Here is a 23,121-nt window from a genome sequence, read left to right on the forward strand (position 1 = left end):
AACATGACCACGCCCAGCGAAAAAGTTGTCGAAGCTCTCCGGGCCTCGCTCAAGGAGACCGAGCGCCTGCGGCGGCAGAACCGTGAACTCGCCGCCGCGGCCTCGGAGCCCATCGCGGTCGTCGCGATGAGCTGCCGTTACCCCGGGGGCGTCAGCTCCCCGGACGACCTGTGGAACCTCGTCGCCACCGGCACCGACGCCGTCTCCGGCTTCCCCACCGACCGCGGCTGGGACCTGGACGCGCTGAGCGACGCCGGGGTCGACGCCCGCGGTCACGCCGTCAGCCAGCAGGGCGGATTCCTCGACGGGGCCGCCGACTTCGACGCCGCGTTCTTCGGGGTGTCGCCACGCGAGGCCGTCTCCATGGACCCGCAGCAGCGGCTGCTCCTGGAGACGTCCTGGGAGGTCGTCGAGCGCGCCGGCATCGACCCGCGCACACTGCGCGGCAGCCGTACCGGGGTCTTCGTCGGCACCAACGGCCAGGACTACGCGTATCTGATGATCCGGTCGCTCGCCGACGCCACCGGCGACATCGGCACCGGCATCGCCGCCAGCGCCATCTCCGGCCGCCTCTCGTACACCCTGGGCCTGGAGGGCCCGGCGGTCACCGTCGACACGGCCTGCTCCTCCTCGCTCGTCGCGCTGCACGCCGCCACCCACGCCCTGCGCGCGGGGGAGTGCACCCTCGCCCTCGCCGGCGGCGCCAACGTCATGTCCGCGCCCGGCTCGCTGATGGAGTTCTCCCGCCAGGGCGGACTGGCCGGCGACGGCCGCTGCAAGGCGTTCGCCGACGAGGCCGACGGCACCGGCTGGTCCGAAGGCGTCGGCGTGCTCCTGCTGGAGCGGCTGTCCGACGCCCGCCGCAACGGTCACCCCGTCCTCGCCGTGATCCGCGGCTCCGCCGTCAACCAGGACGGCGCCTCCAACGGCTTCACCGCGCCCAACGGCCCCTCCCAGCAGCGCGTCATCCACCAGGCCCTGACGGCGGCCGGCCTCACCCCCGCCGACGTCGACGCCGTCGAGGCGCACGGCACCGGCACCCCGCTCGGCGACCCCATCGAGGCACAGGCCCTCCTCGCCACGTACGGCCGGGACCGGACCGGTGACCAGCCGCTGCTGCTCGGCTCGATCAAGTCGAACATCGGCCACTCCCAGGCCGCCGCCGGCGTCGCGGGCATCATCAAGATGGTCATGGCCATGCGCCACGGGGTCCTCCCGAAGACCCTGCACGCCGACACCCCCTCCCGCCACGTCGACTGGACCTCCGGCGCCGTACGCCTGCTCACCGACGCCACGGACTGGCCCGAGACGGGCCGCCCGCGCCGGGCCGGTGTCTCCTCCTTCGGCATCAGCGGCACCAACGCCCACGTCCTGCTCGAACAGGCCGAACCCGCGGCCGGAACCGAGACCCCCGCGGAGCCCGCGACCGTGCCCGCCGTCATCCCCTGGCCGGTCTCCGCCCGCACCGAGGCGGCCCTCGGCGACCAGCTCGCCCGGCTCACCGCCCTCACCGGCGCCACCCCTCTCGACATCGGCCACTCCCTGGCCGCCGGCCGCTCCGTCTTCGAGCACCGCGCGGTCCTGCTGACCGGCCTCGACGGCGTCCCCGCCGAGGCGGCCCGCGGCCACGCCACCGAACGCTCCCTCGCCGTGCTGTTCTCCGGCCAGGGCTCCCAGCGCCCCGGAATGGGCCGCGAACTGTACGCCCGCTTCCCGGTGTTCGCGCGGGCGCTGGACGAGGTGTTCGCCCTCCTCGATCCGCACCTGGACCGCCCGCTGCGCGAGATCGTCTTCGCCGGCCGCCGCACCGCCGAGGCGGCCCTCCTCGACAGCACCGGCTACACCCAGCCCGCCCTGTTCGCCGTCGAGGTCGCCCTGTACCGGCTCGTCGAGTCGTGGGGAGTCACACCGGATTTCGTCGCCGGACACTCCATCGGCGAGATCGTCGCCGCCCATGTGGCCGGCGTGCTCTCGCTGGAGGACGCCTGCACCCTGGTCGCGGCCCGTGCCCGGCTGATGCAGGAACTCCCCACCGGCGGCGCCATGGTGGCCGTCCAGGCCACCGAGGCGGAGACGGTCGCCCGGCTCACCGACGGGGTCGCGCTGGCCGCCGTCAACGGGCCCGAGTCCGTCGTCCTCGCCGGTGACGAGCACGAAGTCCTCGCCCTGGCGGCCGAGTTCGCCGCCGAGGGCCGCAAGACCCAACGCCTGTCGGTCAGCCACGCCTTCCACTCGCCGCTGATGGAGCCGATGCTCGCGGAGTTCCGCCGCGTCGCCGAGAGCCTCACATACCACGAGCCGCTGCTCCCGGTCGTCTCCAACGTCACCGGCGCCGTCGCCGACGAACGGCTCCTCACCGGCCCCGAGTACTGGGTCGACCACGTCCGCTCCACCGTCCGCTTCGCCGACGGGGTACGCGCCCTCGCCGACGCCGGCGCGAACGCCTTCGTCGAACTGGGCCCCGACGGTGTCCTCACCGCCCTCGCCCAGCAGACCCTCGACGCCGCCGACGCCGTCGTCGCCTCCGTACTGCGCAAGGACCGCGCCGAGGAGCGCGCCCTGCTCACCGGCCTCGCCCGGCTGCACGTCGCCGGTGTCCCCGTCGACTGGACCGCCCTCTTCGACGGAACCGGCGCACGCCGCACCGACCTGCCCACCTACAGCTGGCAGCACGAGCGCTACTGGCCCGTCCTGATGGCCGCCGCCGGCGACGTCAGCGCCGCCGGGCTCGTCTCCGCCGAGCACCCGCTGCTCGGCGCCGCCGTCTCCCTGGCCGGAACCGACGGCGTCCTGTTCACCGGACGCCTCTCCGCCCAGACCCACCCCTGGCTGATGGACCACACCGTCGGCGGCATGGCGGCCTTCCCCGCCACCGGCTTCCTCGAACTCGCCGTCCGCGCGGGCGACCAGGTCGGCTGCGACCGCGTCGAGGAACTGACCCTCGCCAAGCCCCTCATCCTCAGCCGGACCTCCGCCGCGCTCGTCCAGGTCTGGGTCGGCGCCCCCGACAAGAGCGGCGCCCGCCCCGTCACCGTCTACTCGCAGGCCGTCGACGACCCCGAGCAGCGCTGGACCGAACACGCCACCGGCCTCCTCACCACCGGCGAACGCACCGGAGCCTTCGACGCGGCCGTCTGGCCGCCCCGCGGAGCCGTCGCCGCCGACCTGGAGGGCTTCTACGAGCGTACGGAGTACGGCCCGGTCTTCCAGGGCCTGCGCGCCGTGTGGTCCCGCGGCGACGAAGCCTTCGTCGAGGTCGCGCTGCCGTCCCAGGTGGACGACGCCGAGTACTACGGCATGCACCCGGCGCTGCTCGACGCCGCCGTCCAGTCCGTCGGCTTCGCCGGGCTCGGCGACGGCAAGAAGCTCGTCCCGTTCTCCTGGTCCGGGGTGTCGCTCCACGCCGGCGGCGCCTCCGTGGTGCGCGTCCGGGTCGCCCGTACCGGCGAGGACACGGTGTCCATCGCCGCCGTCGACGTCGAGGGCGCCCCGGTGCTCTCCGCCGAGTCCCTGATCCTGCGCGTCCCGTCCGCCCTCCAGGCCCCCGCCCTGCACAGCAGCGAGCAGGACGGACTGCTCCGCCTGGAGTGGGTCCCCGCCCCCGACAGCGGCACCGCCACCGTGCGCCCGGTCACCGTGGGCGGCGACGCCTCCTGGCCCACCCCGGTCACCGGTCTCGCCGAGGCCGCGGCCCTCGCACCCGACCTGGTCCTCGTCCCGCTGGACACCCCCGAGGGCGACACCCCCGACGCCGTCCACACCCTCACCGCCCACACCCTGTCCCTGGTACGGGAGTGGCTGGAGCTGGACACCTCCGACGCCGGACGCCTGGTGTTCGTCACCCGCGGCGCCGTCGCCGCCGGAACCGACCGCGCCGTACGGGACCTGGCGGCCGCCGCCGCGCACGGCCTCGTCCGCAGCGCCGAGGCCGAGAACCCCGGCCGGTTCGCCCTCCTCGACCTGGCCGAGGACTCCCGCGCCGACGACGCACTGCCGCTGCTCCCCGCCCTGCTGGCGGGCGGCGACACCGAGTTCGCCGTACGCGACGACACCGTCCTGGTCGCCCGGCTGGCCCGGCTGACCACCGGCGCGGGCCTGCTGCCCGTGCCCGGACTCCCGTGGCGCCTGGACAGCACGGTCCCCGGCAGCATCGACGGCCTGGCCCTCGTGCCCGCCCCCGAGGCGCTGGAGGAGCCCGAGGGGCGTGAGGTCCGTATCGAGGTGCGGGCCGCGGGTCTGAACTTCCGTGATGTGCTCAACGCGCTCGGTATGTACCCCGGCGAGGCCGGTCTGCTCGGCTCCGAGGCCACAGGTCTCGTGACGGCCGTCGGCCCCGACGTCACCGGACTCGCCGTCGGCGAGCGGGTGATGGGCATGGTGCCCGGCGGCCTCGCCGACACCGTCCTCATCGACGAGCGCTACCTGACCCGCGTCCCCGGCACCTGGACCGACGAGGAAGCGGCCTCGATGCCGCTGGTCTTCCTCACCGCCCTGTACGCCTTCCGTGACCTGGGCGCGGTGGCGGCGGGGGAGCGGGTGCTGATCCACGCCGGTGCGGGTGGTGTCGGCATGGCCGCGATCCAGCTCGCGCAGCACCTGGGCGCCGAGGTGTTCGCCACGGCGAGCGAGGGCAAGTGGGAGACGCTGCGCTCGCTGGGTCTGGACGACGACCACATCGCGTCCTCCCGTGACCTGGGCTTCGCGGACAAGTTCCCTGCCATGGATGTGGTGTTGAACGCCCTCGCGGGTGAGTTCGTGGACGCTTCCCTGCGGATCACGGCCCCTGGTGGGCGTTTCCTGGAGATGGGCAAGACCGACATCCGTGACCCGCAGACGGTCGGGGACGTGCGCTACCGCGCCTTCGACCTCGGCGAAGCGGTCCCCGAACGCATCCACACGATGCTCGGTGAACTCCTCGCCCTCTTCGCCGAGGGCGCCCTCCAGCCCCTTCCGGTGCGGGTGTGGGATGTGCGGCGGGCGCGTGAGGCGTTCCGGTTCATGAGTCGGGCTCAGCATGTGGGCAAGATCGTGCTGCGGCTGCCGGTGCGTTGGGCGGCCGAGGGTACGGTGCTGGTGACCGGTGGTACGGGTGGTCTGGGGCGTGAGCTGGCCCGGCACCTGGTGAATACGCGGGGTGTGCGCCGGCTGCTGCTGGTGTCGCGGAGCGGTCCCGCCGCCGAGGGCGTGGACGTCTTCCGTGAAGAACTCGTCGGACTGGGCGCTCATGTCGATGTCACGGCGTGTGATGTGACGGACCGCTCCGCGGTGGAGGCGCTGCTGGCGTCCGTGCCGGAGGAGCACCCGCTGACGGCCGTGATCCACACCGCCGGCGTACTCGACGACGGTGTCGTCACCTCCCTGTCGGCGGAGCGCCTGTCCGACGTGCTGCGTCCGAAGGTGGACGCGGCCTGGCATCTGCACGAACTCACCCGTGGACTCGGTCTCGCGGCGTTCGTGATGTTCTCGTCGGTGTCCGGTGTGATGGGCAGTGCGGGGCAGGCGAACTACGCGGCGGCCAACGTGTTCCTGGACGCTCTGGCGCAGCGACGCGCGGCGGAGGGCCTGCCCGGCCTCTCGCTGGCCTGGGGCGCCTGGGAGCAGACCGCCGGCATGACCGGCTCCCTCTCCGACGCAGACATGCAGCGCATCGCCGCCTCCGGCGCCGCGCCGCTGCCCGTCGAACGGGGCCTGGCCCTCTTCGACACGGCCACCGGCTCCGACGAACCCCTCGTCGTCGCCATCGGCTCCACCCCCGGCGACGCCCGTGTCCTCGGCGTCGTCCCGCCGCTGCTGCGCAACCTCGTACGCGGCACCCGGCGCACCGCCGCGACCGCCGTCGGCGGTACGAGCGCGGCGGCCGACCTCGCCCGCCGGCTCCTCGAACTCCCGGTGGAGGAACGGGTCCGGTACGCCGTCGAACTGGTCCGCGCCGAGGCCGCCGCCGTTCTCGGCCACTCCTCGGCCAAGTCCGTCGAACCCGGCCGCGAGTTCCGTGAACTCGGCTTCGACTCGCTCACCGCCGTCGAGCTGCGCAACCGCCTGACCACCGTCACCGGCCTGCGGCTCACCGCCACCCTCGTCTTCGACTACCCCACCCCGCACGGCCTCGCCGAGCACCTGGTGGCCGAACTCCTCGACGAGCACGGCGAGACCGGCGCCCCGGTCGTCGCGGCCGATGTCGCCGACGACCCGGTCGTCATCGTCGGCATGGCCTGCCGGATGCCCGGCGGCGTCGACACCCCCGACGCGCTGTGGCAGATGCTCGCCGACGGCGAGGACCGCATCACCGGCTTCCCGACCGACCGCGGCTGGGACCTGGACGCCCTCTTCGGCGGCGGCCACGACAACCGCGGTGTCAGCGCCACCCGCCGAGGCGGCTTCCTGCACGACGTCGGCGGCTTCGACGCCGGGTTCTTCGGGATCTCCCCGCGCGAGGCGCTGGCCATGGACCCGCAGCAGCGTCTCCTCCTGGAGACCTCCTGGGAGGCGTTCGAGCGCGCCGGCATCGACCCGGCGGGCCTGCGCGGCAGCGCCACCGGAATCTTCGTCGGCACCACGGGCCAGGACTACGCCAACCTCGTCATGACCTCCCGCGAGGACGTCGAGGGACACGCGAGCACCGGTCTGGCCACCAGTGTCATCTCCGGCCGCGTCTCCTACAGCCTCGGCCTGGAGGGCCCCGCCCTCACCGTCGACACCGCCTGCTCCTCCTCGCTCGTCGCCCTGCACCTCGCCGCGCAGTCCCTGCGGAGCGGGGAGAGCTCTCTCGCCCTCGCGGGCGGCGTCACCGTCCTGTCGACCCCGATGAACTTCTCCGGCTTCACCCGGCAGGGCGGTCTCGCGGGCGACGGACTGTGCAAGGCGTTCGCGGACGCCGCGGACGGCACCGGCTGGTCCGAGGGCGTCGGCATGCTCGTCCTGGAGCGGCTGTCCGACGCGCGCCGCAACGGCCACGAGGTCCTCGCCGTCGTGCGGGGCTCGGCCATCAACCAGGACGGTGCGTCCAACGGCCTGACCGCCCCCAACGGTCCTTCGCAGCAGCGCGTCATCCGTCAGGCCCTGGCGAGCGCCGGACTCGGCACCGCCGAGGTGGACGCCGTCGAGGCGCACGGCACCGGCACCACCCTCGGTGACCCCATCGAGGCGCAGGCGCTCCTCGCCACGTACGGCCGGGACCGGGCCCCGGAGCAGCCGCTGCTGCTCGGCTCGATCAAGTCGAACATCGGGCACACGCAGGCCGCCGCCGGTGTCGCGGGCGTCATCAAGATGGTCATGGCCATGCGCCACGGCACCCTGCCCAAGTCCCTCCACATCGACCAGCCGTCCACGCATGTCGACTGGGAGGCCGGGGCGGTCCGGCTGCTCGCCGACCACACCGCCTGGCCGGAGACCGGACGCCCCCGGCGGGCCGGTGTCTCCTCCTTCGGTCTCAGCGGCACCAACGCCCATGTGATCCTGGAGCAGCCGGAGCCGGGCGCCGCCCGGCCCGAGGCCCCGGCCCGGCCGGAGACCACCCCGGCCGTCGTCCCCTGGCCGGTCTCCGCCCGTACGGAAGAGGCGCTGCCCGGCCAGTTGGACCGTGTCATCGCGCTCGACACCGACCCCCTGGACCTGGGCCACTCCCTGGCCACCGGCCGCACGTCCTTCGAGCACCGTGCGGTGTTGCTGGCGGGCGTCGAGGGTGAGCCGGTGGAGGTGGCGCGGGGCAGAGCGGTTGAGCGTTCGCTGGCGGTGCTGTTCTCGGGTCAGGGTTCGCAGCGTGCTGGGATGGGCCGTGAACTGTACGGTCGTTTCCCGGTGTTCGCGGCGGCGCTGGACGAGGTGCTGTCCCTTCTGGAGGTCACGGATCTGCGGGAGGTGCTGTTCGCGGAGGAGAGTCCTCTGCTCGACACCACCGGTTACACGCAGCCCGCGCTGTTCGCCGTGGAAGTGGCGCTGTACCGGCTGGTCGAGTCGTTCGGGGTCGTGCCGGAGTTCGTGGCCGGTCACTCCATCGGCGAGATCGCCGCCGCGCATGTCGCGGGGGTGTTTTCCCTGGAGGACGCCTGCGCGCTGGTCTCGGCTCGTGCCCGGCTGATGCAGGAACTGCCCTCGGGCGGTGCGATGGTGGCCGTACAGGCGACCGAGGCCGAGGTGGTCGGGCGTCTGACGGACGGGCTGTCCGTGGCCGCCGTCAACGGTCCCGAGTCGGTCGTTGTCGCTGGTCCGGAGGAAGAAGTCCTCGCCCTGGCCGCAGAGTTCGTTGCGGATGGCCGCAAGACCCAGCAGTTGTCGGTCAGTCACGCGTTCCACTCGGCGCTGATGGAGCCGATGCTCGACGCCTTCCGCGTCGTTGCCGAGGGGCTGTCGTACGGGGAGCCCCGTATCCCGGTCGTCTCGAATGTGACCGGTGCTCTGGCGGAGCCCGGTCAGCTCAGCACCGCCGCCTACTGGGTGGAGCACGTACGCTCCACCGTCCGGTTCGCCGACGGCGTCCGTGCCCTGGCGGGAGCCGGTGCCAACGCCTTCCTGGAGATCGGGCCCGGCGGAGTCCTCACCGCGCTGGCCCAGCAGAGCCTGGACGCGGGCGTCGCCGTGCCCGTCCTGCGCAAGGACCGGGGCGAGGAGACCGCGCTGCTCACCGCGCTGGCCCAGCTCCACACGGTCGGCGTCGACATCGACTGGGCGCGCTGCTTCGACGGGACCGGCGCCCGCCGCGTCGAGCTGCCCACGTACGCCTTCCACCACGAGCGGTACTGGCCGCGCCCGGCCACCCACACCGGAGACGTCACCGGCGCCGGACTCCGGCCCGCCGAGCACCCGCTGCTCGGCGCCGCCACCGCGGTCGCCGCGTCGGAGGGCGTCCTGTTCACCGGGCGGCTCTCCCTCACCACCCACCCGTGGCTCGCCGACCACACCGTGGGCGGCGGTCTGGTCCTCTTCCCGGCCACCGGCTTCCTCGAACTGGCCGTACGCGCCGGTGACGAGGTCGGCTGCGACCGCGTCGAGGAGTTCACCCTCGCCACCCCGCTGCTCCTGCCCGGTGACACGGCCGTCGTCGTCCAGGTGTGGGCCGGCGCCCCCGACGAGAGCGGCTCCCGTACGGTGAGCCTCTACTCGCGGCCCGCCGACGTTGCCGAGGCCCCCTGGACCGAGCACGCCGCCGGCATCCTCACCGCCGGTGCCGTCACCGCCGACTTCGACACGTCGGTCTGGCCGCCCAAGGGCGCGGTCGCCGCCGACCTGGAGGGCTTCTACGACCGTACCGAGTACGGTCCCGTCTTCCGGACCATCCGCGCCGTCTGGAAGCGCGGCGACGAGGCATTCGTGGAGGCGGCCCTGCCGTCCCGTGCCGACGACGCCGGCTACTACGGCATGCACCCGGCCCTGCTCGACGCGGCCGTCCAGTCGGTCGGCTTCGCCGGTCTCGACGACGAGCACAAGCTGCTGCCGTTCCTGTGGGCCGGGGTGTCGCTGCACGCGGGCGGCGCCTCCGTGGTCCGCTTCCGGGTGGCCCGTACCGGCGACGACTCCGTGTCGATCGCCGCCGTCGATGTCGAGGGCGCCCCCGTCCTGTCCGCCGAGTCCCTGGTCCTGCGGGTGCCCGCAGGGATCGAGGCGCCCGCCGCGCGGCGCACCGAGCTGGACTCGCTGCTCCGCCTCGACTGGGCCGCGGCCCCGGAGACCGGGGACGTCCCGGCCGTCCGGCACGCCACCGTCGCCGCCACCGACGGGAACGGCCCCGCAGCCGCGCTCGCCGGGGTCGCCGCGCTCGCCGGGCTCACCGGCGAGGAGGAACTGGTCCTCGTGCCGGTCCTCGGCGACACCACCGGCACCGATGTGCCCACCGCCACCCACGCCCTCCTCGCCGACGCCCTCGCACTGGTGCAGGAGTGGCTGAGGCAGGAGCGGTTCGCCGACTCCCGTCTGGTGTTCGTCACCCGCCGCGCCGTACAGGCCGGCTCCGACGACCGGATCGAGGACCTGACCGCCGCCGCGCTCTGGGGCCTGATCCGTGCCGCCCAGTCCGAGAACCCGACCCGGTTCGCCCTGCTCGACCTGGACGAGGACGCCAGGACCGAGGACGTCGTGCCGCAGCTTCCCACCCTGCTGGCGGGCGGCGACGCCCAGTTCGTCGTACGGGACGGCGGGCTCCTCGTGGGCCGCCTCGACCGCGCGGTGGCCGGCCCGACCCTGCTGCCGCCCGCCGAGGGCCCGTGGCGTCTGGACAGCACCGCCCGGGGCAACCTGGACGCGCTGACCCTGCGGCCCAGTCCCGAGGTGCTGGAGGAGCCCGAGGGGCGTGAGGTCCGTATCGAGGTGCGGGCCGCGGGTCTGAACTTCCGTGATGTGCTCAACGCGCTGGGCATGTACCCCGGCGAGGCGGGTCTCCTCGGTGCCGAGGCCGCCGGTGTCGTGACGGCGGTCGGCCCGGATGTCACCGGACTCGCCGTCGGCGAGCGGGTGATGGGCATGGTGCCCGGCGGCCTCGCCACCGACACCCTGATCGACGAACGCTTCCTCACCCGCGTCCCCGGGACATGGACGGACGAGGAGGCGGCCTCCGTACCGCTGGTGTTCCTCACCGCCCTGTACGGCCTCACCGAACTCGCCGGTCTCTCGGCGGGGGAGCGGGTGCTGATCCACGCCGGTGCGGGTGGTGTCGGCATGGCCGCGATCCAGCTCGCGCAGCACCTGGGCGCCGAGGTGTTCGCCACGGCCAGCGAGGGCAAGTGGGAGACGCTGCGCTCGCTGGGTCTGGACGACGACCACATCGCGTCCTCCCGTGACCTGGACTTCGCGGACAAGTTCCCCGCCATGGATGTGGTGTTGAACGCCCTCGCGGGTGAGTTCGTGGACGCTTCCCTGCGGATCACGGCTCCCGGTGGGCGTTTCCTGGAGATGGGCAAGACCGACATCCGTGACCCGCAGACGGTCGGAGAGGTGCGCTACCGCGCCTTCGACCTGGGCGAGGCCGGACCCGACCGGACCGCCGAACTCCTGGCCGAACTGCTGGAGTTGTTCGGATCCGGGGCGCTTTCCCCTCTGCCGGTGCGGGTGTGGGATGTGCGGCGGGCGCGTGAGGCGTTCCGGTTCATGAGTCGGGCTCAGCATGTGGGCAAGATCGTGCTGCGGCTGCCGGTGCGTTGGGCGGCCGAGGGTACGGTGCTGGTGACCGGTGGTACGGGCGGTCTGGGGCGTGAGCTGGCCCGGCACCTGGTGGATACGCGGGGTGTGCGCCGGCTGCTGCTGGTGTCGAGGAGCGGTCCCGCCGCCGAGGGCGTGGACGCCTTCCGTGAAGAACTCGTCGGACTGGGCGCTCATGTCGATGTCACCGCGTGTGATGTGACGGACCGCTCCGCGGTGGAGGCGCTGCTGGCGTCCGTGCCGGAGGAGCACCCGCTGACGGCCGTGATCCACACCGCCGGCGTACTCGACGACGGTGTGATCACCTCGCTCACCCCCGAACGCCTCGAAACGGTGCTGCGTCCGAAGGTGGACGCGGCCTGGCATCTGCACGAACTCACCCGTGAACTCGGTCTCGCGGCGTTCGTGATGTTCTCGTCGGTGTCCGGTGTGATGGGCAGTGCGGGTCAGGCGAACTACGCGGCTGCCAACGTGTTCCTGGACGCTCTGGCGCAGCGACGTGCGGCGGAGGGCCTGCCCGGCCTCTCGCTGGCCTGGGGTGCCTGGGAGCAGACCGCCGGCATGACCGGCTCCCTCTCCGACGCCGGAATGCGACGTATGACGGCCTCGGCCGCGCCGCCGCTCACCGTCGACCAGGGCCTCGCCCTGTGGGACGCGGCCCTGGTCTCCGCCGAGTCGTACCTCGTGCCGATCGGCGCTTCCGGGGACAGCAGGATGCCGGGCGAGGTCCCGCCGCTCCTGCGCAACCTGGTGCGCGGCACCCGCCGCGCCGCCGCGACCGCCGTCGGCGGTGCGAGCACCGCGGCGGCCATCACCCGGCAACTCCTCGACCTGCGCGAGGAGGAGCGACTGCGCTTCGCGGTCAACCTCGTCCGCGGCGAGGCGGCCGCGGTCCTCGGCCACTCCTCGGCCAAGGCCATCGACGCCGACCGTGACTTCCACGACCTCGGCCTCGACTCGCTCACCGCCGTCGAACTCCGCAACCGCCTGACCGCCGCCACCGGCCTGCGGCTCCCGGCGACCCTCGTCTTCGACTACCCGACCCCCACCGTCCTCGCCGAACACCTCGTCTCCGCCCTCCTCGACGAGGAGCGCGCCACGGGCACCGCGGCCCCCGCCGCCGTCGCCCCGTCGCTCGCCGAGGACCCGGTCGTCATCGTCGGCATGGCCTGCCGGATGCCCGGCGGCGTCAGCTCCCCCGAGGAGCTGTGGCAGTTGGTCGTCGACGGCGGCGAGGGCATCTCCGCCTTCCCGACCGACCGCGGCTGGGACCTCGACACCCTCCAGCGGGGCGGCGAGGGCGGCCACGGCCGCAGCGCCACCTCCGAGGGCGGCTTCCTGTACGACGTGGCCGACTTCGACGCCGGGTTCTTCGGGATCTCCCCGCGTGAAGCCCTCGCGATGGACCCGCAGCAGCGCCTCCTCCTGGAGACCTCCTGGGAGGCGTTCGAGCGCGCCGGCATCGACCCCGCCACCATGCGCGGCAGCCGGACCGGTGTCTTCGTCGGCACCAGCGGCCAGGACTACACCAACCTGGTCATGAACTCCCGCGAGGACGCCGAGGGCCACGCCCCCACCGGCCTCGCCACCAGCGTCATCTCCGGGCGCCTGTCCTACACCTTCGGCCTGGAGGGCCCGGCGGTCACCATCGACACCGCCTGCTCGTCCTCCCTGGTCGCCCTGCACTGGGCGGCCCACGCGCTGCGCTCCGGCGAGGCCGATCTGGCGCTCGCGGGCGGTGTCACCGTGATGTCCACGGCCATGGGCTACGCAGGCTTCACGCGACAGGGCGGACTGGCCGGCGACGGCCGCTGCAAGGCGTTCGCGGACGCCGCGGACGGCACCGGCTGGTCCGAGGGCGTCGGCATGCTCGTCGTCGAGCGGCTGTCCGACGCGCGCCGCAACGGACACCCCGTCCTCGCGGTGCTGCGCGGTTCCGCCGTCAACCAGGACGGCGCGTCCAACGGACTCACCGCGCCCAACGGCCCCTCCCAGCAGCGCGTCATCCGCCAGGCCCTGGCGAGCGCCGGACTCTCCACGGCGGACGTCGACGCCGTCGAGGCGCACGGCACCGGCACCACCCTGGGCGACCCGATCGAGGCGCAGGCGCTGCTGGCCACGTACGGTCAGGACCGGCCCGAGGACCGGCCGCTGCTGCTCGGCTCCATCAAGTCGAACATCGGCCACGCCCAGGCCGCCGCCGGTGTCGCCGGTGTCATCAAGACCGTCATGTCGATCAGGAATGGCGTCCTGCCCAAGTCCCTCCACATCGACCGGCCCTCCACCCACGTGGACTGGACCGAGGGCGACGTACGGCTGCTGACCGAGACCACCGACTGGCCCGAGACGGGCCGTCCACGCCGCGCCGCCGTGTCGTCCTTCGGCATCAGCGGCACCAACGCGCACACCATCATCGAGCAGGCCCCGGAGACCGAGGAGCCCGCACCGGCCACCACACCGGCGCCGGCCCCCGCCTCCGTCCCCTGGCCGGTCTCGGCGAAGTCCCCCGAAGCGCTCGACGCGCAGCTCGCCCGGATCACTTCCGTCACCGGTGCCACGGCGCTCGACGTCGGTCACTCCCTGGCCACCGGCCGCTCCTCCTTCGAGCACCGTGCGGTGTTGCTGGCGGGTGCCGGGGGTGAGCCGGTGGAGGTGGCGCGGGGGCGTGCCGTTGAGCGTTCGCTGGCGGTGCTGTTCTCGGGTCAGGGTTCGCAGCGTGCTGGGATGGGCCGTGAACTGTACGGTCGTTTCCCGGTGTTCGCGGTGGCGTTGGACGAGGTCTTGGAGCGTCTGGAGGTCGCGGATCTGCGGGAGGTGCTGTTCGCGGAGGAGAGTCCTCTGCTCGACAGCACCGGTTACACGCAGCCCGCGCTGTTCGCGGTCGAGGTCGCTCTTTACCGGCTGGTCGAGTCGTGGGGTGTGACCCCGGAGTTCGTGGCCGGTCACTCCATCGGCGAGATCGCCGCCGCGCATGTGGCGGGGGTGTTCTCCCTGGAGGATGCCTGTGCGCTGGTGTCGGCTCGTGCTCGGCTGATGCAGGAACTGCCTTCCGGTGGCGCGATGGTGGCCGTACAGGCGACCGAGGCCGAGGTGGCCGGGCGTCTGACGGACGGGCTGTCCGTGGCCGCCGTCAACGGTCCCGAGTCGGTCGTCGTCGCTGGTCCGGAGGGCGAAGTCCTCGCCCTGGCCGCCGAGTTCGTGGCCGAAGGCCGCAAGACCCAGCAGTTGTCGGTCAGTCACGCGTTCCACTCGGCGCTGATGGAGCCGATGCTCGACGCCTTCCGTCAGGTCGCCGAAGGGCTGACGTACGCGGAGCCCCGTATCCCGGTCGTCTCCAACGTCACCGGCGCCCTCGCTGCGCCCGGTCAGCTCAGCACCGCCGCCTACTGGGTGGAGCACGTACGCTCCACCGTCCGGTTCGCCGACGGCGTCCACGCCCTCTCCGAGGCGGGTGCCAACGCGTTCCTGGAGATCGGGCCCGGTGGAGTCCTCACCGCGCTGGCCCGCCAGACCCTCGACACCGACACCGATGTCGCCGTGCCCGCCCTGCGCAAGGACCGGGGCGAGGAGACCGCGCTGCTCACCGCGCTCGCCGCACTGCATGTCACCGGCGTACGCGTCGACTGGTCGCGCTGCTTCGACGGGACCGGCGCCCGCCGCGTCGAGCTGCCCACGTACGCCTTCCAGCGCGCCCGCTACTGGCCCGCGACCCGGCACCACGCGCCGGGCGGCGGCGCCGACCCGCTGGACGGGGCCTTCTGGACGGCCGTCGAGGGCGAGGACCTGACCAGCCTCGCCACCGACCTGGCCGTGGACAGCGACGCCCTGGGCGCGGTACTGCCCGCCCTGGCCACCTGGCGGCGCAGGCGCCGCGACCAGGCCATGGTCGACTCCAACCGCCACCACGAGTCGTGGAAGCCGCTGTCGCTGCCCGCCGCCGCCCCGGTCCCGACGGGTACCTGGCTGGCCGTGGTGCCCGCCGCGTACGCCGAGGACCCGTGGACGTCCGCCGTCCTCGACGCCGTCTCCACCGATGTCGTCCGCCTCACCGTGGACGGCGTGGAACGCGACACGCTCGCCGCCCGACTGCGGAGCCTGTCCGCCGACGGCGCCGCCCTCACGGGTGTGGTGTCCCTGCTGGGCCTCGCCGACTCCCCGGCGGACGGCCACGCCCTCGGCGTGCCCACCGCCGTACTGGTGCAGGCGCTGCTGGACGCCGAGGTCGGCGCCCCGCTGTGGTGCCTGACCCGTGGCGCCGTCGCGGTGGCCGGCTCCGAGGCGGTCACCGCTCCCGCCCAGGCCGCGGTGTGGGGTCTCGGCCGGGTCGCCGCACTGGAACACCCCACCGTGTGGGGTGGCCTCGTCGACCTCCCCGCCGAACTGGACGATCGGGCCGCCCGCCGGTTCGCCGCCGTCCTCGCCGGACACGACGGCGAGGACCAGGTGGCCGTCCGTGCCTCCGCGGTCTTCGGCCGTCGCCTTGTCCCTGCGGCGGAGACCGCGCCCGACGCCGGCTGGCAGCCGCGCGGCACCGTACTCGTCACCGGCGGAACCGGCGGCCGGGGCGCCCATGTGGCGCGCTGGCTGGCCGGCGCGGGCGCCGAGCGCCTGGTGCTGCTCGGCCGCCGCGGCGCCGACGCCCCCGGTGCCGAAGCGCTCCGCGCCGAACTCGCGGAACACGGCGTGCCCGTCACGCTCGTCGCCTGCGACGCGGCCGACCGTGACGCCCTCGCCGCCGTCCTCGCCGGCATCCCGGACGACACCCCGCTCACCGCGGTGGTGCACGCGGCCGGTGTCGTCGACGACGGTGTCCTGGACGACCTCACCCCCGACCGGTTCGCCGCCCTGCACCACGCCAGGACCGTGCCCGCCGTCCACCTGGACGAGCTGACCCGCGGCCTCGGCCTGGACGCGTTCGTCCTCTGCTCCTCGATCGCCGGAACCGTCGGCACGGCCGGCCGCGCCAACCTCGCTGCGGCCACCGCCGTCCTCGACGCGCTCGCCAGGAACCGCCGCGCCGAGGGCCTGCCCGCCACCTCGATCGCCTGGGGTGCCTGGATCGGTGACGACGCCGAAGCGCCGCGCCCGCAGCCCACCGGAGCCGGACATCCGGCCGTCCACCCCGATCTGGCGCTCGCCGCGCTCCGGCAGGCCGTCACCCGGCCCGAAGCCGCGCCGGTGCTCTTCGACCCGCGCCAGCCGCAGGTCCTGGACGCCCTGATCGGGATGCGCGGCAACGCCCTGCTGCGCGACCTGCCGGACGCCCGCCAGGCGCTCGCGGACGCCGAGAACACCCGCGACCGGACCCGGACCGCCGCGTCCGGGCTCGCCGAGCGGCTGCGCGGACTGCCCGCCGACGAGCGGTCCGGACTCCTCACGGACCTGGTGCGCACCCATGCGGCGGCCGTCCTCGGCCATCCCGGACCCGAGGCCGTCGCCCCCGACCGGAACTTCCGCGACCTCGGCTTCGACTCGCTCACCGCGATCGAGCTGCCCAACCGGCTCGCCGTCGCCACCGGTCTGCGGATGCCCGCCACCACCGTGTACGACTACCCGAGCGCCCAGGCGCTCGCCCAGCACCTCGTCACCGCGCTGCTCGGCGAGCCGGACACGCGCGGCCCCGACCCGGCCGCCGTGGCCGCCCTGGCCGAGGACCCGGTCGTGATCGTCGGCATGGCCTGCCGGCTGCCCGGCGGGGTCCGCTCCCCGCAGGACCTGTGGGCGATGCTCAGCGAGGGCCGCGACGGGGTCGAGGCGTTCCCCGAGGACCGGGGCTGGGACCTCGCCACCCTCACGACGGGAGGCGCCGACGGCCGGGGCCGCAGCGCCACCCTGCGCGGCGGATTCCTCTCCAACGCCGCCGACTTCGACGCCGCCTTCTTCGGGATCTCCCCGCGCGAAGCCCTCGCGATGGACCCGCAGCAGCGACTCCTCCTGGAGACCACCTGGGAGGCGTTCGAGCGGTCCGGCATCGACGCCGACGGACTGCGCGGCAGCCGGACCGGTGTCTTCGTCGGCACCAACGGCCAGGACTACTCCACCCTCGTCATGAACTCCCGCGAGGATCTGGAAGGCCACGCGGGCACCGGTCTCGCCGCGAGCGTCGTCTCCGGCCGCCTCGCCTACACCTTCGGCCTGGAAGGCCCGGCGGTCACCGTCGACACGGCCTGCTCCTCCTCGCTGGTCGCCCTCCACTGGGCGATGCAGGCCCTGCGCGCCGGCGAGTGCGATCTCGCGGTCGCGGGCGGCATCACCATGATGAGCACGCCGTCCAGCTTCTCCGGCTTCACCCTCCAGAACGGGCTGTCCACCGACGGCCGCTGCAAGGCGTACGCCGATGCCGCGGACGGCACCGGCTGGTCCGAGGGCGTCGGCCTGATCGTCGTCGAACGGCTCTCCGACGCCCGCCGCAACGGCCACCAGGTCCTCGCCGTGGTGCGCGGTTCCGCCATCAACCAGGACGGCGCGTCCAACGGTCTGACCGCGCCCAACGGCCCCTCCCAGCAGCGCGTCATCCGCCAGGCCCTGGCGAGCGCCGGACTCACCACCTCCGACATCGACGCCGTCGAGGGCCATGGCACCGGCACCCCGCTCGGCGACCCGATCGAGGCGCAGGCCCTCCTCGCCACGTACGGTCAGGACCGGCCCGAGGACCGGCCGCTGCTGCTCGGCTCCATCAAGTCGAACATCGGGCACACGCAGGCCGCCGCCGGTGTCGCCGGCATCATCAAGACCGTCATGGCGATGCGCAACGGCGTCCTGCCGCGCACCCTCCACGTGGACCGCCCGTCGACCCACGTCGACTGGGAGGCCGGGGCGATCAAGCTCCTCACCGAGGAGTCCGCCTGGCCCGAGACCGGGCGCCCCTGGCGCGCGGGCATCTCGTCCTTCGGCATCAGCGGCACCAACGCCCACACCATCATCGAGCAGGCGCCCGAGTCCCTGGACGCACCGGAGGCGGCCGTCGCACCGACGGTCACCCCCACCGTCGTACCGTGGCCGGTGTCCGCCAAGTCCGAACAGGCCCTCGACGGACAGCTCCCCGCCCTCACCGCGCTCACCCCGGCCGACCCCCTCGACGTGGGCTTCTCCCTCGCCACCGGCCGCGCCCTGTTCGACCACCGCGCGGTGCTCCTCGCCGGACCCGGCGGCGTGCCCACGGAGGTCGCCCGAGGCCGGGCCGCCCACCGCTCCCTCGCCGTCCTGTTCTCCGGGCAGGGTTCGCAGCGGGCCGCGATGGGCCGTGAACTGTACGGTCGCTTCCCGGTGTTCGCGGAGGCGCTGGACGCGGTGCTCGCCCGTCTCGACGTGGCGTCGCTGCGGGAGGTGCTGTTCGCCGACGAGAGTCCCCTTCTCGACACCACCGGCTACACCCAGCCCGCGCTGTTCGCGGTCGAGGTGGCGCTGTACCGGCTGGTCGAGTCGTGGGGCATCCGGCCCGATCAGGTCGCCGGTCACTCCATCGGCGAGATCGCCGCGGCCCATGTGGCCGGGGTGTTCTCCCTGGAGGACGCCTGCACGCTGGTCGCCGCCCGCGCCCGGCTGATGCAGGAACTGCCCTCGGGCGGCGCGATGGTGGCCGTCCAGGCCACCGAGGCCGAGACGGTCGGCCGGCTCACCGACGGGGTGGCGCTGGCCGCCGTCAACGCACCCGAATCCGTCGTCCTCGCCGGTGGTGAGGAGGAAGTCCTCGCCCTGGCGGCCGAGTTCACCGCCGAGGGCCGCAAGACGCAGCGGCTCGCCGTGAGTCACGCGTTCCACTCGGCGCTGATGGAGCCGATGCTCGCCGGGTTCCGCCGGGTCGCCGAAGGACTGACGTACGCGGAGCCCCGTATCCCGGTCGTCTCCAACGTCACCGGGGCTCTCGCCGAGCCGGGTCTCCTCACCGATCCCGAATACTGGGTACGGCACGTACGCGGCACCGTCCGCTTCGCCGACGGGGTCCGCGCCCTCACCGGCGCCGGCGCCAACGCCTTCCTGGAGATCGGGCCCGGCGGAGTCCTCACCGCGCTCGCCCAGCGCGTCCTCGACGCCGACGGACGCGACGAGGCCGTCACCGTCCCGGCCCTGCGCAAGGACCGGGACGAGGAGACCGCGCTGCTCAGCGCGCTCGCCGGACTGCACGTCTCCGGCGTACGGGTCGACTGGACCGCCTGGTTCTCCGGCACCGGCGCAGGCCGCCTCGACCTGCCGACGTACGCCTTCCAGCGCGAGCGGTACTGGCCGCGCCCCGCCGCCCTCACCGGCGACATCAGCACGGCCGGCCTGATCTCCGCCGAACACCCGCTCCTCGGCGCGGCCGTGCCGCTCGCGGACTCCGAGGCCGCCCTGTTCACCAGCCAGATCTCCCTCCAGGTCCACCCCTGGCTGGGGGACCACAAGGTCGGCGGTACCGTCATCATGCCCGGCACCGGCTATCTGGAGATGGCCGTCCGCGCCGCCGACCAGGTCGGCTGCGGCCGGGTGGAGGAACTGGTCCTCGCCGCCCCGATGGTCCTCGACGCGAAGGTGCCCACCTCGGTCCAGGTCGCCATCGGCGCCCCCGCCGAGGACGGCTCCCGCTCCATCACCTTCTACTCCCGGCCCTCCGACGCCGTCGAAAGCCCCTGGTCGCGCCATGCCGACGGCATCCTCGCCGTCGAGGAACGCACCGACTCCTTCGAGGCTGCGGTCTGGCCCCCCGCCGACGCCGTGTCCGTACGGTTCGACGGCGACTACAGCCGCACCGAGTACGGGCCGTCCTTCCACGGCCTGCGCCAGGTGTGGGTCCGCGGCGAGGAGGCCTTCGCGGAGGTCGCGCTCCCCGAGGACGTCGCCGGAGACGCCCAGTACTTCGGGATGCACCCGGCGCTCCTGGACGCCGTCCAGCACGCCAACGGCTACCTGGGCGTCGGCAGCGCGGAGAACCCGCTGCTGCCGTTCGCCTGGAACGGTGTCTCCCTGCACGCCCGCGGCGCCACCACCCTCAGGGTGCGGATCCTGCGGCTCGGCGACGAGTCCGTGCGGATCACCGCGTCCGACGCCGAGGGAGCCCCGGTGCTCTCCGCCGAGTCGCTGGTGCTGCGCGCCCCCAGCGTGCCGAGCGCCCCGGTCACCACCGGCGGCCAGGAGCCGGTGTTCCGCCTCGACTGGACGCCCGCCCCCGAGGTCAAGCCCACCGAGGGCCTGACCGCCGTGACCCTCGGCGGCGACCTCCTCGGCACCGGCACCACCCTGGCGTCCCTCGACGACCTGACGGGATCCGGCGGGGACACCCCGCCCGCACCCGACTTCGTCCTCGTCCCGCTCACCGGGGCGACCACCGGCGACCTGTACGGGCCCGGCAGCGACGTGCCCGGCGCGGTGCACGCGCTGACCGTCCGCACCCTGGACCTGGTCCAGCGGTGGCTGGCGGCCGACGGACTCGACCACTCCCGGATGGTGTTCGTCACCGGTGGCGCGATCGCCGCCGCAGACACCGAGACCGTCCATGACCTGGCGGCCGGCGCCGCCTGGGGCCTGGTGCGCTCCGCGCAGTCCGAGAACCCCGACCGGTTCGTCCTGCTCGACCTGGACACCCCGGACGCCCTGACCGGGCTGCTGCCGGTACTGCCGGGGCTGCTCGGCACCGGCGACGCCCAGTTCGCCGTCCGCGAGTCCACCCCGCTCGTCGGCCGTCTCGAACGGCTCACCTCCGCACCCGGTCTGCTCGCGCCGGCCGGTGTCCCGTGGCGCCTCGACACCACGGGGAAGGGCAGCCTGGACAACCTCGTCCTCGCCCCCTGCCCCGAGGTGCTGAAGCCGCTGGACGCCCACGAGGTACGGATCGACGTGGACGCCACGGGCCTCAACTTCCGTGACGTCCTCAACGCCCTCGGCATGTACCCCGGCGAGTCCGGGCCGATGGGCACCGAGGCCGCCGGTGTGGTCACCGCCGTCGGCGAGGCCGTCACCGGTCTCGCCCCCGGCGACCGCGTCCTGGGCACCGTGCCCGGCGGCTTCGGCCCCGTCGTCGTCGCCGACCAGCACTACGTCACCCGCGCCCCCGAGGGCTGGACCCAGCAGGAAGCGGCCTCCGTACCCCTGGTGTTCCTCACCGCCCTGTACGCCTTCCGCGACCTGGCCGCGTTGGCGGCGGGGGAGCGGGTGCTGATCCACGCCGGAGCGGGTGGTGTCGGCATGGCCGCGATCCAGCTCGCCCGGCACCTCGGCGCCGAGGTGTTCGCCACGGCGAGCGAGGGCAAGTGGGACGCCCTGCGCGACATGGGCCTGGACGACGACCACCTCGCCTCCTCGCGTGACCTGGGCTTCGAGGAGAAGTTCCGTACGGTCACCGGCGGCCGTGGCATGGACGTCGTCCTGAACGCCCTCGCGGGTGACTTCGTGGACGCGTCGCTGCGGATCACCGCTCCCGGCGGGCGCTTCCTGGAGATGGGCAAGACCGACATCCGCGACCCCCGGTCCACCGGCGACGTCCGCTACCGGGCGTTCGACCTCGGCGAGGCCGGACCCGAGCGCAACAAGGCGCTCCTCGGCGAACTCCTCGACCTGTTCGCCGAAGGCGCCCTCCGGCCGCTCCCGGTGCGTACCTGGGACGTACGGCGGGCCCGCGAGGCGTTCCGCTTCATGAGCCAGGCCAAGCACATCGGCAAGATCGTGCTCACCATGCCGCCGCGCTGGAACCCCGAGGGCACCGTCCTCATCACCGGCGGTACCGGCGCCCTCGGCGGACATCTCGCCCGCCGCTTCGCCGCCGCGGGCATGCGCCACCTCCTGCTCACCAGCAGGCGCGGCGCCGACGCCCCCGGCGCCGCCGAACTCGCCGCCGAACTGCGTGAGATGGGCACCGAGGTCACCGTCGCCGCCTGCGACACCAGCGACCGCGACGCCGCCGCCGCCCTCATCGGCGCGGTACCCGCCGAGCACCCGCTCACCGCGATCGTCCACACGGCCGGTGTTCTCGACGACGGTGTCATCGCCTCGCTCACCCCCGAGCGTCTCGCCGACGTCCTGCGGCCCAAGGTGGACGCCGCCTGGCACCTGCACGAGCTGACCCGCGACCTCGACCTGGCCGCGTTCCTGCCGTTCTCGTCCATCGCGGGCGTCATGGGCAGCCCCGGCCAGGGCAACTACGCCGCGGCCAACTCCTTCCTGGACGCCCTCACCCGCCACCGCCGCGAACTCGGCCTGAACGCGACCTCGTTGGCCTGGGGCCCGTGGGCCCACGACGGCGGCATGACCAGCACCCTGTCCGACACCGACATGCGGCGCATGCAGTCCGGCGGCCTGCCCCCGCTCCCCGTCGAGCAGGGCCTGGAGCTGTTCGACGTCGCACGCGGCTCGGACGAGACCTTCCTCGTCCTGGTCGGCCTCGCCCCCGGCGCCATGCGCGGCGCCGCCCCCGAGGACCTGCCGCCGCTGTTCCGCTCCATGGTCCGCAGCGGCCGGCGCACCGCCGCCGCCACCGACGCGGCGGGTGCCTCCGCCGCGCTCGGCGCCACACTCGCCGAACTCGGCGCGGCCGACCGCGTCCGGTACGTCACCGACCTGGTCCGCGAACAGGCCGCCCGGGTCCTCGGCCACGCCTCCGCGAAGTCCGTCGACATCTCCCAGGAGTTCCGCGACCTCGGACTCGACTCCCTGACCGCGCTGGAACTGCGCAACCACCTGTCCACCGCGACCGGACTGCGCCTGCCGGCCACCCTGGTCTTCGACTACCCGACCCCCACGGCACTCGCCGAACACATCGTCTCCGAACTCACCGGCGACGACGCCCCGCAAGGACCCTCGCTCCTCGCCGAACTCGACCGGCTCGAAGCGCTGCTCGCGGCCGACGACCCGGACGAGATCACCCGCGCGGGCCTCGCCCTCCGCCTCGGCCAGATGCTCGACAAGGTGCGCGGCGCAGCCCAGGAGCCCGCCCCCTCCACCGTCGACGACGACTTCGAATCGGCCAGCGCCGACGACGTGTTCGCGTTCATCGACAACGAGCTCGGCCGCCTGGGCGACCGCTGA

The 23,121-nt window shown here is 73.8% G+C and carries 1 protein-coding gene; it reads left to right on the forward strand.

Annotation, left to right across the window (positions count from 1 at the left end):
• Positions 1-3 precede the first annotated feature (3 nt).
• A complete protein-coding gene (locus ACFXPK_RS05500) occupies positions 4-23,121 on the forward strand; it encodes a type I polyketide synthase (protein ID WP_385071933.1) in 23,118 nt (7,705 codons plus the stop codon).

Source organism: Streptomyces sp. NPDC059142 (genome assembly GCF_042755665.1).
Taxonomy (GTDB): domain Bacteria; phylum Actinomycetota; class Actinomycetes; order Streptomycetales; family Streptomycetaceae; genus Streptomyces.

Excerpts from the sequence above, each read along its gene's own strand:
- ACFXPK_RS05500 (WP_385071933.1), top strand. The coding sequence starts at position 4 with ATGACCACGCCCAGCGAAAAAGTTGTCGAAGCTCTCCGGGCCTCGCTC.